This is a genomic window from Gemmatimonadota bacterium, from assembly GCA_022560615.1.
GTDB lineage: Bacteria > Gemmatimonadota > Gemmatimonadetes > Longimicrobiales > Gaopeijiaceae > UBA1138.
The window spans coordinates 1-18,016 of sequence record JADFSR010000057.1 but is presented as its reverse complement, the minus strand read 5'-3'; the positions used below and the strand labels follow the sequence as shown (position 1 = coordinate 18,016).

At 64.4% G+C, this 18,016-nt stretch carries 15 protein-coding genes; 10 read left to right on the top strand and 5 right to left on the bottom strand.

Annotated elements, in window-relative coordinates:
• Nucleotides 1-507: 507 nt before the first annotated feature.
• The 4 genes from IIB36_18825 to IIB36_18810 form a co-directional block, all read right to left on the bottom strand.
• Nucleotides 508-762, bottom strand: coding sequence for a toxin-antitoxin system HicB family antitoxin (locus tag IIB36_18825; protein ID MCH7533796.1), 255 nt, complete (start codon nt 760-762; stop codon nt 508-510).
• Nucleotides 759-1,181 carry a PIN domain-containing protein gene (locus IIB36_18820; protein ID MCH7533795.1) on the bottom strand — a complete coding sequence of 141 codons (423 nt, stop codon included), beginning with the start codon at nt 1,179-1,181 and terminating at the stop codon, nt 759-761. Before IIB36_18820 ends, IIB36_18825 begins: the two co-directional genes overlap by 4 nt.
• 695 nt (nt 1,182-1,876) lie before the next feature.
• A complete protein-coding gene (locus IIB36_18815; protein MCH7533794.1) occupies nt 1,877-2,617 on the bottom strand; it encodes an SDR family oxidoreductase in 741 nt (246 codons plus the stop codon).
• Between the two features lie 17 nt (nt 2,618-2,634).
• Nucleotides 2,635-3,930 (bottom strand): M20/M25/M40 family metallo-hydrolase, encoded by a 1,296-nt coding sequence (locus IIB36_18810; protein MCH7533793.1) that lies wholly within the window; start codon nt 3,928-3,930, stop codon nt 2,635-2,637.
• A gap of 250 nt (nt 3,931-4,180) precedes the next feature.
• Between IIB36_18810 and IIB36_18805 the strand changes: the two genes are divergently transcribed.
• Genes IIB36_18805 through IIB36_18795 form a run of 3 tightly spaced genes read left to right on the top strand, consistent with a single transcriptional unit; the run spans nt 4,181 to nt 6,747 of the window.
• On the top strand, nt 4,181-4,996 hold the full coding sequence (locus tag IIB36_18805) for an ABC transporter permease (GenBank protein ID MCH7533792.1): 816 nt from the start codon (nt 4,181-4,183) through the stop codon (nt 4,994-4,996).
• Between the two features lie 25 nt (nt 4,997-5,021).
• Entirely contained in the window at nt 5,022-5,795 is a 774-nt protein-coding gene (locus IIB36_18800) for an ATP-binding cassette domain-containing protein (protein MCH7533791.1), read from the top strand.
• Nucleotides 5,788-6,747: an MCE family protein gene (locus IIB36_18795; GenBank protein ID MCH7533790.1), complete on the top strand. Its 960-nt coding sequence runs from the start codon at nt 5,788-5,790 to the stop codon at nt 6,745-6,747. The genes IIB36_18800 and IIB36_18795 overlap by 8 nt, the downstream gene beginning before the upstream one ends.
• A gap of 148 nt (nt 6,748-6,895) precedes the next feature.
• On the opposite strand, the gene IIB36_18790 is transcribed toward IIB36_18795, so the two are convergent.
• The gene (locus IIB36_18790; protein MCH7533789.1) at nt 6,896-10,060 is read right to left on the bottom strand and encodes a PD40 domain-containing protein; all 3,165 of its coding nucleotides are present in this window, start codon (nt 10,058-10,060) and stop codon (nt 6,896-6,898) included.
• A 220-nt stretch (nt 10,061-10,280) separates the two neighbouring features.
• Between IIB36_18790 and IIB36_18785 the strand changes: the two genes are divergently transcribed.
• From IIB36_18785 to IIB36_18755, 7 genes are all read left to right on the top strand, one after another.
• Nucleotides 10,281-11,507: an exo-alpha-sialidase gene (locus tag IIB36_18785; GenBank protein ID MCH7533788.1), complete on the top strand. Its 1,227-nt coding sequence runs from the start codon at nt 10,281-10,283 to the stop codon at nt 11,505-11,507.
• Nucleotides 11,504-12,013, top strand: a complete 510-nt coding sequence (locus tag IIB36_18780; GenBank protein MCH7533787.1) for a TlpA family protein disulfide reductase — start codon at nt 11,504-11,506, stop codon at nt 12,011-12,013. Before IIB36_18785 ends, IIB36_18780 begins: the two co-directional genes overlap by 4 nt.
• Nucleotides 12,010-13,110 carry an alanine racemase gene (locus IIB36_18775; GenBank protein MCH7533786.1) on the top strand — a complete coding sequence of 367 codons (1,101 nt, stop codon included), beginning with the start codon at nt 12,010-12,012 and terminating at the stop codon, nt 13,108-13,110. The genes IIB36_18780 and IIB36_18775 overlap by 4 nt, the downstream gene beginning before the upstream one ends.
• Nucleotides 13,098-14,090 (top strand): D-glycero-beta-D-manno-heptose-7-phosphate kinase, encoded by a 993-nt coding sequence (locus tag IIB36_18770; GenBank protein MCH7533785.1) that lies wholly within the window; start codon nt 13,098-13,100, stop codon nt 14,088-14,090. Before IIB36_18775 ends, IIB36_18770 begins: the two co-directional genes overlap by 13 nt.
• Nucleotides 14,091-14,127: 37 nt before the next feature.
• Nucleotides 14,128-14,517 (top strand): RidA family protein, encoded by a 390-nt coding sequence (locus tag IIB36_18765; GenBank protein MCH7533784.1) that lies wholly within the window; start codon nt 14,128-14,130, stop codon nt 14,515-14,517.
• Nucleotides 14,518-14,580: 63 nt separating this feature from the next.
• Entirely contained in the window at nt 14,581-17,748 is a 3,168-nt protein-coding gene (locus IIB36_18760) for a glycosyl hydrolase (protein ID MCH7533783.1), read from the top strand.
• A partial coding sequence (locus IIB36_18755) for a hypothetical protein (protein ID MCH7533782.1) occupies nt 17,745-18,016 on the top strand: 272 nt, incomplete at its 3' end. The genes IIB36_18760 and IIB36_18755, both read left to right, overlap by 4 nt.

Below are 18,016 nucleotides of genomic sequence, written 5' to 3'. Positions count from 1 at the left end.
CGCTCGCCGACTCGCTCGCGCGGTGCACGCCATGCTACGGACAGGTGAGGCCTGGAACGGTGAACCCGTGACACCAGAGAACTGATGTACCGAACCATGAAGGAACGTACCACGAGAGGGGTGAGCTCCGAGCGCAGCATGTCGCTTCGACGACCCTGTATTCTGATTGAGCGCCCCACTCGCATAGCAGATCATGGGACGTCCCAGCGTCCGGGACCTAAACCCGAATAGATGCCTGAGCCCCTCAGGGAGGCTCGCCCAGGATCGGACGCGACGTGTGTACCGAATGACGGCTTAACCGAATAACAATGACGCAGGACCTTGAGCTTCAGCCCAAACGACCGAGCCTTCCCGTCCGCGCTGCGGACGGGGTGGGGGGGCTTCGCCCTATTGACATCTTTCGCCTTATAGATGCTGCGCGACAAGAATGGTGACCGCAAGCGAAGCGCGCGACCCTCACGCTCACTCGCGACTGCAGCAATCGCTTGTTGGGCTGCAACCGCCTCGCTACTTCTCGGTGCGATGAGGCAGTTCGTCCCCGGGTTGGGGGTCCACACCAGGAACGCGGGACAACACGTCTAGGAAGGACGCCCGCGACCCGCGAGCCGCGCGAGCCTCGAGGTACTCGATCGCGTCCAGGGCGGACAGCTTCTCGGCAAGAGCCGTGGCAACAAGCTGGTTGATGGAGACGCCCTCTTTCTTCGCGATCTCGCGAGCCCGCTTATGTAGGGACTCCGGCAACCTCAAGCTCATTGTGCTCATCTGTCTTTTCCCTCCAACAACTCCAGGAACGCGCCTGGACGGATCACGCGGATATCGAACTGCTCTTCGACATCTCTGAAGTCTCGGATGTTGTGCGTCACGATGACATCTGCCTCCGCCTCCACTGCAACCTCGAGAACCATTTCGTCGGCCGGATCCCTTAAGAACGGACGCCACAAGAAGTGGATCCGTCGGAGGTCCGCGACCTGGCAGAGATAGTCGACAATGACATCCGCGTCCTCCTCACTCAGGTCGGTCTGACGCTTCAGCGCCATCTCGTATTCGAGAGCCAGCGGCACCGAGAGCGCAATCTGAAACGGTCCGTCGGGCTCCAGCATTCGGACAATTTGGAACGAGGCCCCGAGCCGTGAACGTGCGGCCGCCACGAGGACATTCGTGTCCAGGACCCCTCTGATCATGTGGTATCATAGGCGATACCAACGAGACGATCAAGTGTTCTCGCCGGACCGCCTGGCAGTCAGCCGGTTGCAGCCCAACGTATGATTGGATTGCGTCCTGCGCTTCACTTCAGGATGGGAGATATGGCGGCTCGAGCGCAACTGGGTCCGGGGACGCCGCGCCTGTGCTGACGTTCGATACGGGGCCGGCCGGCCATAATCGATTGGGTTGCACGGCCTCACACCTGGTAACCCGCCCCGGATGGGCCAGCGTCCCGAATCGTTCAAGCAGGGAGCGCGTGATCTCAGCGGCCTGTGAATAGAGTGGCCTGACGAGCGATAGGCGCCCGTGCGGGAGCGCGGTGCTATCAGACGCCGTCCGCCGCTAGGGGATTCCTCCAAGGTCTCTGATTCTGCAGGCCCCCGCTTCAGGGGGACGGAGGCCACGGAAAGGGTGTCCGGGCACGGCCGTGCCCCCCTCCGGGTCCCCGAAAAGCGGGTTCGGAGGGCGCTGCGGATTCGGGTAGGCTCGGAGGAGTATCGACGCGGCATGGCCCCCGACGCCAGATGACCGGTCGCGCCCCGACACGCCGCGTCGTTAAGCGAGCCCCGAAGCCAGCGATACCATGTAGGCGAGCGACTCCGGAGAGCCTACCCGAATCCGCAGCGACCGGGCTCCACAGCGCCCGGGCTCCACAGCGCCCGGGCACCTAGCGTCAGGTCGCTTGATCGACCGGACGAACGAGCACCTCGCTCACCGACACGTGTTCCGGGGCGCTCAAGGCGAAGAGGACGCTCTCGGCCACGTCCTCCGGCTGGAGCGTACGCTTGCCCTCCCACGCCTTCTCCCAGTCCTCGCGAAAGGGCCCGTCGGGCACCGTGTCGAACAACTCCGTGGAGACGAAGCCTGGCTGGATGTCCGTAATCCGGATGCCGTACTTCGAGCCGAGCTCCAGGTGCAGGCCCCACGACAACCCGCGGACCGCGAACTTGGTCGCCGAGTAGACCGAGCCGCCCGGGAACGGTCTCCGGCCGGCCACCGAGCCGATGTTGACGAGGTGCCCCGACCGCTGCTCGATCATCGTGGGCAGGACCGCCGCGATGCCGTGCAAGACGCCGTTCAGGTTCACATCGACCATCAGCTTCCAATCGTCGACCCGGCCCTCCGCGAAAGGCGATACCGGCATCACACCGGCGTTGTTCACGAGGATGTCGATGCCGTCGAACCGGCTCTTCGTGGCTTCCGCCAGCGCCCTCATGTCCTCCAGGCTCGTAACGTCGGTCCGCACGGCGAGCGCTTCGCACCCGGAGTCCTCCAGCGCCTTGGCGATGGCTTCGATGCGTTCCAAGCGGCGAGCCGCGAGTACGACCTTGGCGCCCTCCTGAGCGAGCGTCTCGGCGATGGCTGCACCGATGCCGGCGGACGCGCCGGTGACGATCGCGACCCGACCATGCAGACGTCCAGCGGACGTGGTCAACTCGCGATCGCGGTGCCGGCCTGGGCGAGCACGATGAGCAGCGCGCGTTTGATGCCGAGGGGGCCGTCCCGGTTGATGAACCACTCTCCCGGCGCGTGTACCGCGCTCGCGACACCACCCCCCCCGATCGTGATCGCTGGGATGCCGAGCGAAATCGGGATGTTCGCGTCGGTCGAGCTACGGTTGAGACTTGGTTCGATACCCAGCACGAGGCTCGCGGCGATCGCTCGCTGGACGAACGGATCGGACTTGGGGATCTCACCAGAGGGTCGGTCCCCGATCAACTCGAGGTCGAGCGTGAGCTCGTCGCCATCCCGGCGCTGTGTGTTCGCTTCGTCGACCGCCCGGTTCATCGCCCGCTGGAAGACCTCGTCGATTCTCGTCAGGCTCTCGGGGCTTTCCGACCTCATGTCCACCTCCATCCACGCCTCGAACGGAATGGAGTTCACGGAGGTGCCGCCGCCAAGACGCCCGACGTTGTAGCTCGTAACGGGACCAGACCTCGTGATCGCGTCGGCCGCCAGGTCGAAGTAGTCGATCGCACGTCCGAGCGCGTGGGCCGGATTCGGGGCCCCGAAATCGCTCCAGGAGTGTCCGCCCGGTCCACGAATCGTGACGCGGTATCGGTGGGAGCCGAGCCCCATGTGCGTGATGCTCTCGTGCCCCGCGCCGTCGATCGAGATGAACGCATCGATACGCGGGCCGCCGTCGCGGAACAGATACTTCATGCCGCGCAGATCGCCGAGGCCTTCCTCCCCGACCGTTGCGATGAAGAGCAGGTTTGCGCTCGTCTGGATGTCTGCCTCGTTGAGCACGCGCAGGAGCGCGAGCACGGCGACGAGGCCGCGCGTATCGTCGGCGATGCCCGGAGCGAACAGCGTATCGCCTCGCTGGCGTACGGTGACGTCCGTACCCTCCGGGAATACCGTGTCGAGGTGACCCGTTACCGCGACGACCTCCTCCGATCCCGTGCCACGTCGCAGACCGATCACGTTGCCCTCCACGTCGGTCCAGGCCGAGTCGACCCCCAGGTCGAGCAACATCTCCATGAAGCGGGCGCCCCGGACCTCTTCCATGAAGGGCGGCGCCGGAATCTCGGTGAGCGCGATCAGATCCGCCATCGCGCGCGCGTCTCGCTCGTCCACGAGCTGCAGGGCGCGGACCACCGCGGGACTCGCGGCCAGCGCGGCCATCTCCTCCTGGTAGTCCACCTCTTGAGCGTCGCCCGCGGTCGGAAGGCCGAGAAGGGCTCCGGCGAGTATGAGAAGGGTCTTTTGTGCGAATGCCTTCATCGGGCCCGCGCTCCATGAGCTGTCGTGTCGGTAGCCAGTGTGGCCATAAAACCGGCCGCGGGGAAGATAGCGACCGAAAGCGGGTCGAGCGTCGCTCCACGCGAGCTTGTCACGGAAAACTGCAGGAATCGGGCCAGAACGGAACTGAACCCGCTTGATTAGCGTACTGCTTTCATCGAAGGTTCGGCCCACTTTCCCTGCCACCGACCGTCGTCTCGACGGGCTCGTTCACGCCGGAGCACCATCGACGGTGACCCACCAATCTCCCGGGGCTCTTCCACTCCCCGACCCGATCGTCAGGTGGTTCGCAGGCGTAGGGCGTACGACGCGCCTCACACTCGAGCATGCGGGCGGGTTGGGTGTGCTCTCCTGGGAGCTCGTGCTGGTCATGGTGCGGCTGAAGGTCTCCATCCGCTCGATCCTCAATCAGATGTACATCATGGGGATCCAGTCTCTCCCCATCGTGATCGTCACGGGATCGCTCGCCGGGATCGTGACGAGTCAGCAGGGCGGGTATCAGATGACCAGCGCCATGCCGAGCTACGTATTGGGCAGCTTGGTCGTGGAAACGATCGTGCTCGAGATGGGTCCTGTGCTGACCGCTCTCGTGCTGGTGGGCCGAATCGGCGCTCGCATCACGGCCGAACTCGGCACCATGGTCGTCTCCGAGCAGATCGACGCGTTCAAATCGTTGGGCCGCGATCCGGTCGCGATTCTCGCCGCGCCGCGGGTCATAGCCGGAGTTCTCGTATTGCCCTTGCTCGTCGGAATCGCGGACTTGATCGGGATCCTCGCGGGCGCCGGGGCGGCCTATCTGACCGTCGGGCTCGGCGCGGAGTCGTTCTTCTACGGGGCGCGCCTCTTCTGGCACGACTGGGACCTCCTCTACTCGTTGACGAAGGCGGTGGTTTTCGGGCTCTCGATCCCCCTCATCTCGGTTCACATGGGTCTGAAAACCAAGGGTGGCGCGGAAGGCGTCGGCATCACGACCACCCAGGCCGTGATGTTCATGACGCTCACGATTCTGATTCTCGACGCGATGTTCCCGCCGTTCATGCTGAACTGAGTGCTGAATTGAAGAGGCGCGCGACGTGATCGAGTATCGAAACATCCATAAGGGGTTCGACCTGCCGGTGCTTACGGGCGTCGACATGCGCGTCGAGACCGGAGAGATGTTTGCGTTGTTCGGACCCTCGGGTACCGGCAAGAGCGTGCTGCTCAAGACGACCATCGGCCTCGTCATCCCCGACATCGGGGACGTCGAGGTCGACGGAGTATCGGTGTACCGGGGGGGGCGCGGGGCCGTAGAGGTCATTCGGAAGAAAGTCGGCTACGTCTTTCAGCATTCGGCCCTCTTTGACTCGCTGAACGTCTTCGACAACGTCGGAATGGGACTTCCGGAGGACGTACTAGCGCGCTTGCCGCGCAAGGAGATGGCGGCAAAGGTTTGGGAGGCGCTCGAGCTCGTGAATCTGGAGCCGCGGGAGATCCTCTCAAAGATTCCGTCGGAGCTCTCCGGCGGCATGAAGAAGCGAGTCGGCATCGCCCGGGCGATCATCGGGCGCCCGGAGGTTCTACTGTGGGACGAACCAACGACAGGGTTGGACCCCATCAACACAGCGGCGGTCGAGCGTCTCATCCAGCGGCTGTCGAGGGAACTCGAAGTGACATCCCTCCTCGTGACTCACGACATCGAAGGTGGACTAATGATCTGTGACCGGGTTGCCATGCTCGACAGCGGCACTATTCGTTTCTGTGGAACGCCGGACGAGTTCCGGGCTTGCCAAGACCCGGTGGTCCAGGCGTTCGTGGACCGCGAGGCCGCCGAGGCCGCGCTCGACCTGGTCTTGGAGTCTTATGACTGACGTGCCTCAAGCTTCGGGACGGCGGACGCCGTCCGATAAAGAGCTCGCCGACTATGTACCCCCGGTCACGCGGGGTCGCGAGGCCCGGCTGGGCATCTTCGTGATCTTCGGCTTGCTCTCGTTCGGCGCGGTGCTGTTCATGCTGACGTCTCCCGCAACGCTTCGGGGCCGCCACATACTTCACACCGTGGTCGACGACGCGGGTGGCGTCCGCCGCGGCGACCCAGTCCATATGCGCGGTGTGATCATTGGCCGCATCCAACGCTTCGAGATGCGGAGCGACGGCCTGGTCACGATTTCACTCGAGATCGAGGCCCAGTGGGAGGTCCCGCGGGGCTCTACCACGCGCCTCGGTGCATCCGGGATGTTCGGCGGGCGCACCCTCGAGATTGTTCCGACTTCCCAGACGGTCTACTACGTCGAAGGTGACACGCTACCGGGAGTGGGTGGAAGAGCAGGGGGAATCCTAGGATCGATGGACGATCTGAGCGGTCAGGCCAGCACCGTGATGACCCAACTCGAGTCGTTTCTCAACGACGAGACGATGGCTTCGGTGCAGGGGGGGGCCCGCGAGTTCGAGGCGCTCTTGATCGAGGTGTCCAGCGTCGTGCGCGAACAGCGTTCCGCGATGAGCACGCTCATCGAGACGCTTCAGGCGTCCGCGGAAGGCATCCAGGGAGCGGCTGAGGCGGGGCCCGACCTCGCGAGCGCGATCGCCCGCGCCGACTCCGTCATGATGACCCTCAACGGGACGAGCGCCACGCTCGACGGGACGATCAGGACGCTCCGCTCCCTGCTCGACAAGATCGACAGTGGTGAGGGAACGCTGGCCATGTTGGTGAACGACGGCGCCCTATACGTGAGCCTCACGAACGCGAGCGAACAGTTCTTGAGCCTCCTTCAGGACTTCCGGGACAACCCGAGGAAGTACATCAATATTTCGATCTTCTAGCGGCTGGCGAGCTCCTGGCTGTCATGAGCGGTCCGTCGGTCACCTCTGAGACGGAGAACTCGTCGCCTTTCCGACACTCCTCGCGACTGCCAGACCTCTCGCCAGGGCCCGGAGCCCTCGCGTCTAAACCCTGATGCCTCCCGTAGCGCTACCAGCCCGGGGCGAGGTTGAACCCCCAGTGCCATCCCTTCTCCGGCCTCTGCCAGGGATACGCGTAGTACGCCTCGAGAATCATGAAACCGAGCACGTTGAACCTGGCGGAGATACCGGTCGAGAAGACCGGGACACGCTCGCTCGAAGAGCGACTCCACTCGAGCGTTGGTGGATTGTCCGGATCCCAGGCCAAGCCACCGTCGGCGAAGAGCACGAGCTCGGTCGGCAGGAACGGGAAGTTGATGATTCCGTACTGCTCGACCCCGATGAACGGAACCCGGAGCTCGAGACTACCGACGGCCAGACGCTGTCCGAACAGACGATTGAAGCTTGGGCACGAGTCATCTTCCGTGGGAACGCACTCCCCCGCCCCGAAGCTCTCGAAGGCGTAGCCACGGATGAACGTCTCGTAACCGAGGAACAGAGGCTGGATCCGGAGATTCTGCTGGCTGAACTGACTAATCGTCCCTACCGACGTGGAGTTCTCTTCGAGTGTGAGACCGTACCGACCGTAGTGTAGAGCGCGAACGCCGACCGTGAGATTCCTCGTTGGCGAGAAGTACCGGCGCCAGTCCCCGACGACAGTCGTGAACCCTAGCGTGCCTTCCGTCTGTTCCACTGAGAACCGATATCGGCCGCCGCGGACCGGGGATACGAACCCAAAAAAGGCGTTGTCACCCACGAGCGCCACGGATGCCGTCGCCATGTTGATCGCTTCCGGTGAGCACAAGCGATCACCGGGGAACCGGCATAGCTCGTCCTGACCCTCACGCTTGAAGTCGAAGATTCGCCCGAACCCGTCCGTGTAGAACTTGTCCACTTCGATGTCGTAGCCGATCCGCGTCAGTCCCACCGACATTTCGAACCGCTGCGTCGACGAAAACGGGTAGGCGACCTGGCCGTTCAGCGAAGACTGGATGATCCGGTAGCGGACCAGCCCCGAGTAGAAGCCTCGTTCGTCCTCTCCGAAGTCGTAAAAGCCGAATAAATACGGAATATGACCCGCGCCCACGCCCCAGTTCCACCGGTTGGACAGGTCGGTGTAGAACGCTTGTCCTCCGATGTCCTTGAAGGTGCCCTGGGCCTGCGCCGAGACACCGAGCACATGGTTCCCCAGCATGTCGCTGAAGTACGCCGAAGCGCCGCCACCGATGTAGCTGCCGAAGTTGCCGGTGCCGACGCCGATGGAGGGCTGTCCCACGAAGTCCAATGACAGCTCGGATTTGTACTCCTCAGTATCCGCGTCCGTCCACGTGTTGGAGGGCAGCAGCCCCGTCTCCGAGTCCGCGAGGTAGGTCGCGATCCGGCTGAAGCGGTCCGGATTGGCCGGCGGGAGCTTGCGGCCCGGCTGATCCCGTGCGTTGTCGACGATCTCGACCAACGGGGCGTCGTCGGCGATCTGCTTTGTATAGATGTGGAACTCCAGCTCGTCGAAGACCGTGTACGCTACCGTTCCGTCGTCGGCCACAGTCATCGCGGGCGACAGATACGTGTGCCCGCTGACCGCGGTCGCCAGGTTCGTGATCCTACGCACGTCTCCGCTCTGGAAACTGAGCTCGTACACGTCCGTCACCCCATCCTGGTCGGACAGGAAGTACAGCTTGTCGTTGTCCGCGCCGTACTGCGGGTTGATGTGCTTCACGTTGCCGAAGACCGGGATGACGCGAACCTGGTTGGTCGCGATATCGATCGTGGCGAGCTGGAACGCGCTGTAGGTGAGCCGCTCGAAGTTCGTCTCTGGACCGCGGTCACTCGTGAACGCGATCGTCCGACCGTCCGGTGCCCACGCGGGCTGCAGGTCGGCGTACTTGTCATTCGTGAGCTGGATCGTCTCGTCGGAGTCGAGGTCGTAGAGAAAGAGGTCGGTGATCCCGCCCACCGAGCCGGAGAAGGCCAGATACCGGCCGTCCGGCGACCATGCGGGATTGGTGACCGCGCCGATCTCCTCGAAAGCGATCCTCCTCTGGATCCGCCCATTGGCGGTGCCGACGATGACGATCTGGTTGTCACCGTCCGCGGTCACTACGTACGCGAACCGCTCGGAGTCCGGCGACCACGTCCCAGAGGAGTCGATGTAGCGCAAAGCGTCGATGTGCGGATCGGAGTTGGCGCTCGAGAGCTTTCGGATGATTCGGCCGGTCGCCACCTCCGCCAGGAACAGATCGACGGAGAAGAGGTCCTTTTCGGACATGAAGGCCACGTAGCGGCCGTCTGGGCTGATCGCTGGGGAGATGTTGGTACTACCCGAGCCCGTGCTCGGTGCGAGAATCAGCGTGCCCTGGTCCTGCGGCGCGCTCCGCCCCTCCATGATCGGCAGGTATTCCTCGGCGGTCTTGTCCTTCCAGCGTACCGACAGCGTGTCCGTCGAGAGTCCCAATACCTGTTCGATCGCGCCCTCGAACCCGACGCGCAGCGAACGCCGGAAGATCTGGATGACGGCGTCGTCTCCGTAGGTCCCGCCGATGTAGGCCCACAGAGCCTGGCCGAACCGGTACGGGAAGAACTTTCGCTCGCGGGTCATCTGCCGGATCGTCGGCAGCTCGTCCCTGCGGATGGCGTCGCGAATCCACATCGCGGTCAGCGGGTCGTCGCGGCCGACCGACATGTACTCGGCCATGCCCTCGATGAGCCAGAGCGGCAGGGTCATGAGTCCCTGAATGCCGCCGCCACGTCTCGACTGGGCGATGTTGTACTGGAACGCGTGCACGAGCTCATGACCGAGCACGTGGTCCGTATCCCAGTACGAGCCCGCGAGCGGCATGATCACCCGGTTCTTGAGCGATTCCGTCACTCCACCGGTGCCTTCACCGATGAACCCGGACAGCGTGTTCGTCTGCTGGAAATCCGGATGGTCCGCGTACAGAATTACCGGCTTGGATTGCTCGAACTCGTGCTGGAACGCGCGCGCGAAGCGCTCGTACCAGCGCTCGCCCATGCGGGCGGCGTCGCGCACCGCCTCAGTCTCTTCCGGATAGAAGTGGAAGTCGAAGTGATCGGTTCGAAGGATCTTGAAATCGAAATCGTCGAATTGGACCTTATTGCGTCCGAAGTACTGCGCTGATCCGGACTGCGGAACAGACGCGAGCGCAGCCGCGGCGAGCGCCGCGCCCAGCATCGTCCGGCGCCCGATTGACGCGAGCTTCGAGGATTGCATCTTCATCACCGCCTGAATTGAATTGCCACCGCCCGACCCATCCATTACGACGGTCGGCGTCGGCGAAACCACACATACCGAGTCTCGCCTCAAGAGTTTCGTTATTGTACCGCTGGGGGGAACCATACTGAGATTCTCCCGACTTCAGGATCGGGATGCAAGCAAGATCCCTGCCTTCCGTGTCCTGGCAGTGCGTCGACCTCGTGCCCAAACCTACGCAGCGGTGATGAAACTGCTTTCTGTTGTGGCCTTTCTGACGGTCCTGGCCGCCTGCCAAGAAGCCAGCCCACCGACGTTGTCAGTGTCGTTCGAAGCCATGGTGTCGCCCGCCGGAGGTGACAGCGCAGAGCCGTTCCTGTCCGCGTCTGAGGACGCAGTGTACCTGAGCTGGCTGCAACGGGGGGAAGGATCATATCACGAGCTCCGCTTCTCCACGCTCGCACACGACGGCTGGAATGATGCGTCGGTAATCGCGGGAGGTGATCGGTTCTTCGTCAACTGGGCCGACTTTCCGTCGGTATCGCCGGGGCCCCAGGGCACGCTCTGGGCGCACTGGCTCCAGCGCGGAGACGCCGGAGGATACGACTACGGTGTGCGGGTGGCCCGCTCCGCCGACCAGGGCGTCACGTGGTCCGAACCCTGGACTCCGCACGAGGACGGTACGCCTACGGAGCATGGATTCGTCAGTGTCTTTTCGTGGGAGGCGAGCGTCGGGTTCGCTTGGCTGGATGGGCGCCAGACCGTCGCCGGTTCCGGTGGAGATGCTGCGACGCACGCCATGACGCTACGATCCCGCGAGGTCTCCGCGGACGGCACTCCGGGCCCCGAGACGCTTCTGGACGGCCGGGTCTGTGACTGCTGCCAGACGGATGCCACGATCACACCGTCGGGTCCCGTAGTCGTTTATCGGGACCGGACTGAAGAACCCGAAGTCCGTGACATCTACATCACGAGGTACGTGGATGGCGCTTGGACCGAGGGTACGGCGGTCCACGACGATGGTTGGTTCATCTGGGGCTGCCCCGTGAATGGTCCGGCCGTGGCGGTGGCAGGCGAGAACCTCGCCGTGGCGTGGTTCACCGGCGCGGGAGACGAGCCCCGTGTGAAGGTCGCGTTCTCGGCCGACGACGGCGCCACCTTCGGCGCGGCGACCGTGATCGATGGTGGGAACCCCGCGGGCCGCGTCGCGGTTGTGGGGTTGCGGGACGGGAGCGCGCTCGTCGCATGGCTCGAACGGACCGGAGGGGAAGACGCGGAGGTTCGCCTGCGTCGCGTAAGAGCGGACGGGACGATGTCGGGAAGCGTGAATCTGACGGCGTCATCGTCGTCTCGGGCGAGTGGCTTCCCGCAGATGGTCCAGGCCCCTGACGGCTCACTGGTGATGGCGTGGACCGACGTATCTGTCGAACCCTCGCAGGTACGCGTGACACGATTGCATTTGGAAGACCAATGAACATTAGAACGATGACCGCGATGGTGCTGGCCGCCGCAACCGTGGCGTGCGCGCGGTCCGACGCGCCGGCGCCGCCCAGGATGGGATTCCCGGTGCCCAGCTACGAGGCGGTGGATCTACAGGGAGAAATGGTCTCGCTCGAGTCGCTCAAGGGCCAGGTCGTGCTCTTGAACATGTGGGCCACGTGGTGTGCCCCGTGTCGCCAAGAGACGCCGTTCCTGCAGGAGCTCTACGAACAGCACGAAGCAGAGGGGTTCCAGATCGTTGGCGCCTCCATGGACACTGGCAGCGCCGCGGACCAGGTCGAGATGTTCAAGGAGGAGTACGGCGTTACTTATACGATCCTCCTCGATCCACAGATGCGCGGCATGGACAGCTATCAGGTGTTGGGCCTTCCCGCGACGTTTCTGATCGACCGGGAGGGGATCCTACGTTGGATGAAGTACGGGCCGCTGAACGAGACCGATTCGGACTTCCAACAGGCTCTGGAGGACGCGCTACGTTGAAGCCCGTCGACCCGGCTGGAGTCGACACTCCAATCGGGTACGTCGATCTCGGGCGCGTTCGGGCGAATGCACAGCGCGTCGCCGACTACGCTGCGCAGCACGGCTTCGCTTGGCGTCCGCATATCAAGACCCACAAGTCGCTCGAGGTTGCGCGCATGCAACTGGAGGCGGGCGCGCGAGGGCTCACGGTCGCCACGCTCCGAGAAGCGGAGGTGATGTCGACGCTCACGAGTGATCTTCTGCTCGCATACCCGCCGGTCGGCGACGCCAAGCTCGAGCGGCTCGTGTGCTTGCCGGCGTCGCTCGACCTCAAGGTCGCGCTCGACTCGGCCGATGTGCTCGAGTCCGTAGCGGCCGCTGCTGCCGCCCGAGACCGCGTCATAGGCATCCTGGTCGAGCAGGACGTGGGTCTCGGACGGGTCGGCGTCCAGACCTCCGCCGACGTCGTTCGCCTTGCGACGCTCGCGTCTTCCTTGAAGGGAGTGGAGTTCAGGGGCCTGATGTTCTATCCGGGCCACATCCGCATGCCGCAGGACAAGCAGCGCGAACCTCTGGCGCGTGTGTGCGAGCAGCTCACCGACACCTACGCCGCGCTCGAGGGCGCCGGCTTCAGCCCCGGTATCGTCAGCGGAGGCTCAACCCCCACGCTTTGGCACAGCCACCAGTTTCCTGGCCTGACCGAGATCCGCTCGGGGTCGTGCATCTTTTTCGATCGGGAGGGACTGGCAGTGGGTGTTGCCTCACACGATGACCTCGCGTATACGGTGCTCGCGACTGTCGTTAGCACCGCCGTGCCCGGACACGCGGTCGTCGACTCGGGGTCGAAGGCGCTCGCGAAGGAGGGCCCCGGAGGAGAAGGTGGCTTCGGCGTGCTGTTCGACCACCCCGATGTCGAGGTTGTCTCCCTCTCGGAGGAGCACGGCGTGCTCGACCTGTCCAGAACGGCGTGGCGGCCCGCGATCGGCGAGCGGGTTCGGATCGTTCCGAACCACGTGTGCGTGTCGGTGAACCTCCAGGAGGAGCTTCTCGCCAGAGACAGTGACGCGCATTCGATGCTGGCCTTGGAGGGAAGGGGGCGTGGCCCGTGGATCGGCTGAGCCCAGGGCGTCTCGAGGAGATCCTCGCCACCGCGGCCGGCGCGCGCGTGCTCGTGGTCGGCGACCTGATGCTCGACCGGTACATCTCCGGTCCCGTAGATCGTGTATCACCCGAAGCCCCGGTGCCTGTCGTGCGGGTGGCCGAGACCAGCGCCACGGTCGGGGGGGCTGGCAATGTAGCAGCCAACGTCGCTGCCCTGGGCGCCACGTGCCGCGTTGTGGCTTGTGTCGGAGTTGATTCGGCTGGTGAGCTACTCGAGGCCGAGCTCTCCCGACTCGGGCTCGGGACCGACGGCCTCGTCAGGACCGATGAGCGACCAACCACCGAGAAGACGCGGGTCCTGGCGCTCCGCCAGCAGATCGTGCGCTTCGACGTGGAGGACGACGGCGACGTGAGCGTCGGCCTCGCGCGATCGCTTTGCGACAAGGTCGAGCAGCTCGCCGTCGACAGCGATGTGCTGGTCATGCAAGACTACAACAAGGGAGTCCTCACGCCGTCGGTCATCTCGTCGGTCATCGAGGCCGGCGTGCGACTAGGATTGCCCACGGTGGTCGATCCCAAGCAACGCAATTTCTCGTCCTACGGGGGCGTGACCGTCTTCAAGCCCAACGCCAAGGAGCTCGGCGACGCACTCGGGGACTTCATTCACGCGGACGACGCGGATTGGATGGAGGCCACGCGCGAGAGACTCGGGTGCCAGAACCTGCTGCTCACCCTCGGCGAGCACGGCATGGCGTTGCAGACCGCGGAGGGCACGTCGGTGAGGATCCCGACAGCAGCGCGCGGCGTGTACGACGTGTCGGGTGCGGGGGACACCGTCACGGGCGTCGTTGCGGTCGTACTCGCGGCCGGTGGCACCGCCACGGAAGCCGCGATGCTCGCCAACCACGCCGCCGCTATCGAAGTCGGCAAGGCCGGCGTGGCGACCGTTTCGCCTGATGAGCTGCGCGCGCACGTCGCGCACCACGGCCCCGAATAGAGCCACGCCGACACAAACACACTACGGAGCACCCGAGATGAGCGAGCTCAAGCGCGTCCACACCGACCACGCCCCGGCCGCGATCGGTCCGTACTCCCAGGCGATCGTCACCGACGGATGGGTTTTCTGTTCGGGTCAGATTCCGCTGGATGCGGCGTCCGGCGAACTCAGCGGTGGTGACGTTGCCACGCAGACCGACCTGTGCCTCAAGAACCTCGCGCGCGTGCTCGAGGCCGCGGGCTCGTCGCTCCAGAGCGTGGTGAAGACCACGGTGTTTCTCTCCGACATGAACACGTTCGCGGAGATGAACGAGGTCTACGCGCGGCACTTCGGAGACCATCGGCCGGCTCGCGCCACGGTGCAGGCGGCGGCGCTCCCCAAGTTCTGTGACGTCGAGATCGAGTGCGTCGCGCGGGTAGCAGACTAGCGGTCCGTGGCTAGATTCGTGTAAAGACACGCAACCCCTTACGCCTCAGAGGCACTTACCCCGATGTGGACAACCCTTCGAAGCCACGCGCAGACTGCGCTGGCACTGACGGTCGTGCTGCCGCTCACCTTCACTCCCGCTCTAGCGCAGGAGTACGACGAAGACATCTACGACGCTCTGAGCTGGCAAAACGTCGGCCCCAACCGCGGCGGTCGCTCTACCGCGGTCGCGGGCAGCGACGCTCGCCCCCTCGAGTACTACTTCGGCGCGACCGGTGGGGGGCTGTGGAAGACGACGGATGGCGGCAGCAATTGGAGTGTGATGACCGACGGGAAGATCACGAGCTCGTCGGTCGGAGCGGTGGCCGTGTGCGAAGCGGATCCCGACGTCGTGTACATCGGCACCGGCGAGACGCAGATCCGCGGCAACATCATTCAGGGCGACGGTGCGTACAAATCGACCGACGGCGGGAGTACGTGGCAGCACATCGGTCTGCGCGAGACCCAGAACATCAGTCGGATCCGCATCCACCCAGAGGACTGCGACGTCGCCTGGGTGGCAGCCTTCGGCGTGCACTCGGCTTCCAACCCCGAGCGCGGTGTCTTCAAGACCGTCGACGGGGGTGAGAGCTGGGAGCTGTCGCTCTTCAAGAGTGCGAAGGCAGGTGCGACCGACCTCGTGCTCGACCCGAACAACCCGGACGTCCTGTATGCGACGATCTGGGAGGCGTGGAGGAAGAGCTGGGGCATGAGCTCGGGTGGAGACGATTCGGGTCTCTGGAAGTCGAGCGACGGCGGCGATACGTGGAGCGACATTACGTCGAGGCTCGGCCTCGAACCGGCTGGACCGATCGGGAAGATGGGTGTCGCGGTATCGGGTGCGAACTCCGACCGGGTCTGGGTGCTCGTCGAGCACGAGCCGGGCGGCGGCGTATTCCGCTCCGACGATGCCGGTGAGAGCTGGCAGCGAGTGAACGAAGAGCGCAAGCTCCGTCAGCGCGCGTTCTACTACACACGCATCTACGCGGACCCTCAGGACGAGGACGTGGTCTACGCCCTCAATACCGGGCTCTACAAGTCGACCGACGGTGGAGAGACGTTCCCGGACGGGATCAGCGTGCCGCACGGCGACAACCACGACCTCTGGATCTCCGCCTCGGACCCTGATCGCATGATCAACTCGAACGACGGCGGCGCGAACGTCTCCGTCAACGGCGGACAGAGTTGGACGGATCAGGAGTACCCGACAGCGCAGTTCTACCGCGTGATCACGACGAACCACGAGCCGTATCACATCTGTGGCGCGCAGCAGGACAACTCCACCGCTTGCACGCCATCGAGTGGCTGGAATCACCTGTCGGCCGCCGGAGGCTTTGGGGGCGGCGGCTATTTCTATTCGGTTGGCGGCTGCGAGAGCGGGTATATCGCTCCGCATCCGGAGGATGTCGACGTGTTCTACGCAGGATGCTACGGCGGCTCACTCTCGCGCTATGACCACGGCACGGGTTTCTCTCGGTCGATCAGCGTGTGGCCGGAGAATCCGATGGGCGAGTCAGCGGAGGATATCCGCGAACGTGTGCAGTGGACCTATCCGATCGTTTTCGACAAGCACGACTCGGGCATCCTCTACACGGCCACTCACAGGGTCTGGCGGACGCTCACCGAGGGTCAAAGCTGGGAGCAGATCAGCCCCGATCTCACGCGGAACGATCCCCTCACGGTCGGACCGTCCGGCGGACCGATCACGAGGGACCAGACGGGCGTGGAAACATACGCGACCGTCTTTGCCATCGCGCCGTCCCCCCACGACCCCAACGTGATCTGGGCGGGTTCGGACGACGGCTACGTGCACGTGACCCGTGACGCGCGGGCGGCGTCGCCCTCTTGGGTCAACGTCACGCCGGCCGACGCACCCGACTTCGTGCGCATCAACACCATCGAGGCGTCACCGACCACGCCGGGCAAGGCGTACGTCGCAGGCATCCGCTACCTCGTGGACAACGACCGCAGCCCCTACGTCTGGAAGACCGAGGACTACGGTCAGAGCTGGACCAAGATCGTGAACGGCATCCCCGCGGACGATTTCATCCGTGCGGTACGTGAAGATCCGGAGCGGCCGGGCCTGCTGTACGCGGCCTCGGAGCGCACGGTCTACATCTCGTGGAACGACGGTGCGAACTGGCAGCCGCTGACGATGAATTTGCCGGTCGTACAGGTCTCCGACCTGGTGGTCGAGGACCACGACCTGGTGATCGCCACGCACGGACGCGCGTTTTGGGTGATGCGCAACATCGACGTCTTGCGCCAGATGAACCCGGAGGTGGTGACGTCGGACTTCTGGCTCTTCGATCCGCGTGACCCGGTCCGCCGCTTCGACAACACGGCGGACATCTATTACTACCTGCCGTCGGATGCGGAGGAGGTCCTGATCGAGTTCGCGGACGCGAACGGGAACGTCCTGATCTCGTCCTTGTCGGCCGACTCCGCCGCCGCGGATGACGATGACGAGTCTACAGGCGGTGGAGGCTTCGGTGGATTCGGTGGTGGTAGTGCGCGGCCCTCGAAGACGGAGGGGTCGAACCGCTTCCGGTGGAACATGCGTCTCGAGGGCTGGACCGATTTCGAGGGCCGGATTTTCTGGGCTGCAGGCAACCAGGGTCCGGCGGTGGTGCCGGGTCGCTATCAGGTGCGGCTCACCGTGGATGGAGAGACCGAGACACGGGACTTCGAGATCAGGATGAATCCGCGCGCGCTCGCCCAAGGCGTCACGGTGGCGGATCTGCGGGAGCGCTTCGACTTCGCGGTCCGGATCCGGGATCGGGTCACGGAAGCGCACGAGGCCGTCCTGCGCATCCGCTCCATCAAGAGTCAGGTCGACGAGCGCTTGGAAGAGAACGACAACTCCGAGCTGGCTTCGCTGGGTGCCACCGTGAACGAGCGCTTGGGCGGTGTGGAAGGCGAGATCTATCAAGTTCGGAACCGCTCCAACCAGGACCCGCTCAACTACCCGATCAAGCTGAACAACAAGATCGCTGCCCTGCAAAACCTCGTAGAGGGCCCGGAGAGCCGGCCAACCGATCAGTCCTACGAAGTGTTCGAAGTGCTCTCGAGCGCTCTCGAGCAAGAGTTGGAGCAGATGACGTTGATCATCCAGCAGGAGCTGGCCCGTCTCAATGAGTTGCTGCGCGAGCTCGGGCTCGAGCCGATCGATGCCGAGCGGCTGATCACATGAGCCGTGGCGCGGTTACCGTTTTGCTGGCCCTCGTCGTCACGGTCTCCGCGTGTGGCGGAGGTCGCGCCGGTGCGAATCCGTTTTCGAGGGGTCGGGGCGCGCCGACGGCGATCCAGATATTCGTCGACAACCAGAACTTCAGCGACATGACGTTGCTGGCGGTCACCACGCGGGGCCGCCAGCCACTGGGCCGCATCGGCGGCGTGTCCCAACGCTCGTTCACGCTCAACTGGCAGGGGTTGGACGGGCTGAGGATCCGCATCGAAGT

Excerpts from the sequence above, each read along its gene's own strand:
- IIB36_18795 (MCH7533790.1), top strand. The coding sequence starts at position 5,788 with ATGACTGACGTGCCTCAAGCTTCGGGACGGCGGACGCCGTCCGATAAA.
- IIB36_18785 (MCH7533788.1), top strand. The coding sequence starts at position 10,281 with ATGAAACTGCTTTCTGTTGTGGCCTTTCTGACGGTCCTGGCCGCCTGC.
- IIB36_18780 (MCH7533787.1), top strand. The coding sequence starts at position 11,504 with ATGAACATTAGAACGATGACCGCGATGGTGCTGGCCGCCGCAACCGTG.
- IIB36_18810 (MCH7533793.1), bottom strand. The coding sequence starts at position 3,930 with ATGAAGGCATTCGCACAAAAGACCCTTCTCATACTCGCCGGAGCCCTT.
- IIB36_18825 (MCH7533796.1), bottom strand. The coding sequence starts at position 762 with ATGAGCACAATGAGCTTGAGGTTGCCGGAGTCCCTACATAAGCGGGCT.
- IIB36_18760 (MCH7533783.1), top strand. The coding sequence starts at position 14,581 with ATGTGGACAACCCTTCGAAGCCACGCGCAGACTGCGCTGGCACTGACG.
- IIB36_18765 (MCH7533784.1), top strand. The coding sequence starts at position 14,128 with ATGAGCGAGCTCAAGCGCGTCCACACCGACCACGCCCCGGCCGCGATC.
- IIB36_18790 (MCH7533789.1), bottom strand. The coding sequence starts at position 10,060 with ATGAAGATGCAATCCTCGAAGCTCGCGTCAATCGGGCGCCGGACGATG.
- IIB36_18820 (MCH7533795.1), bottom strand. The coding sequence starts at position 1,181 with ATGATCAGAGGGGTCCTGGACACGAATGTCCTCGTGGCGGCCGCACGT.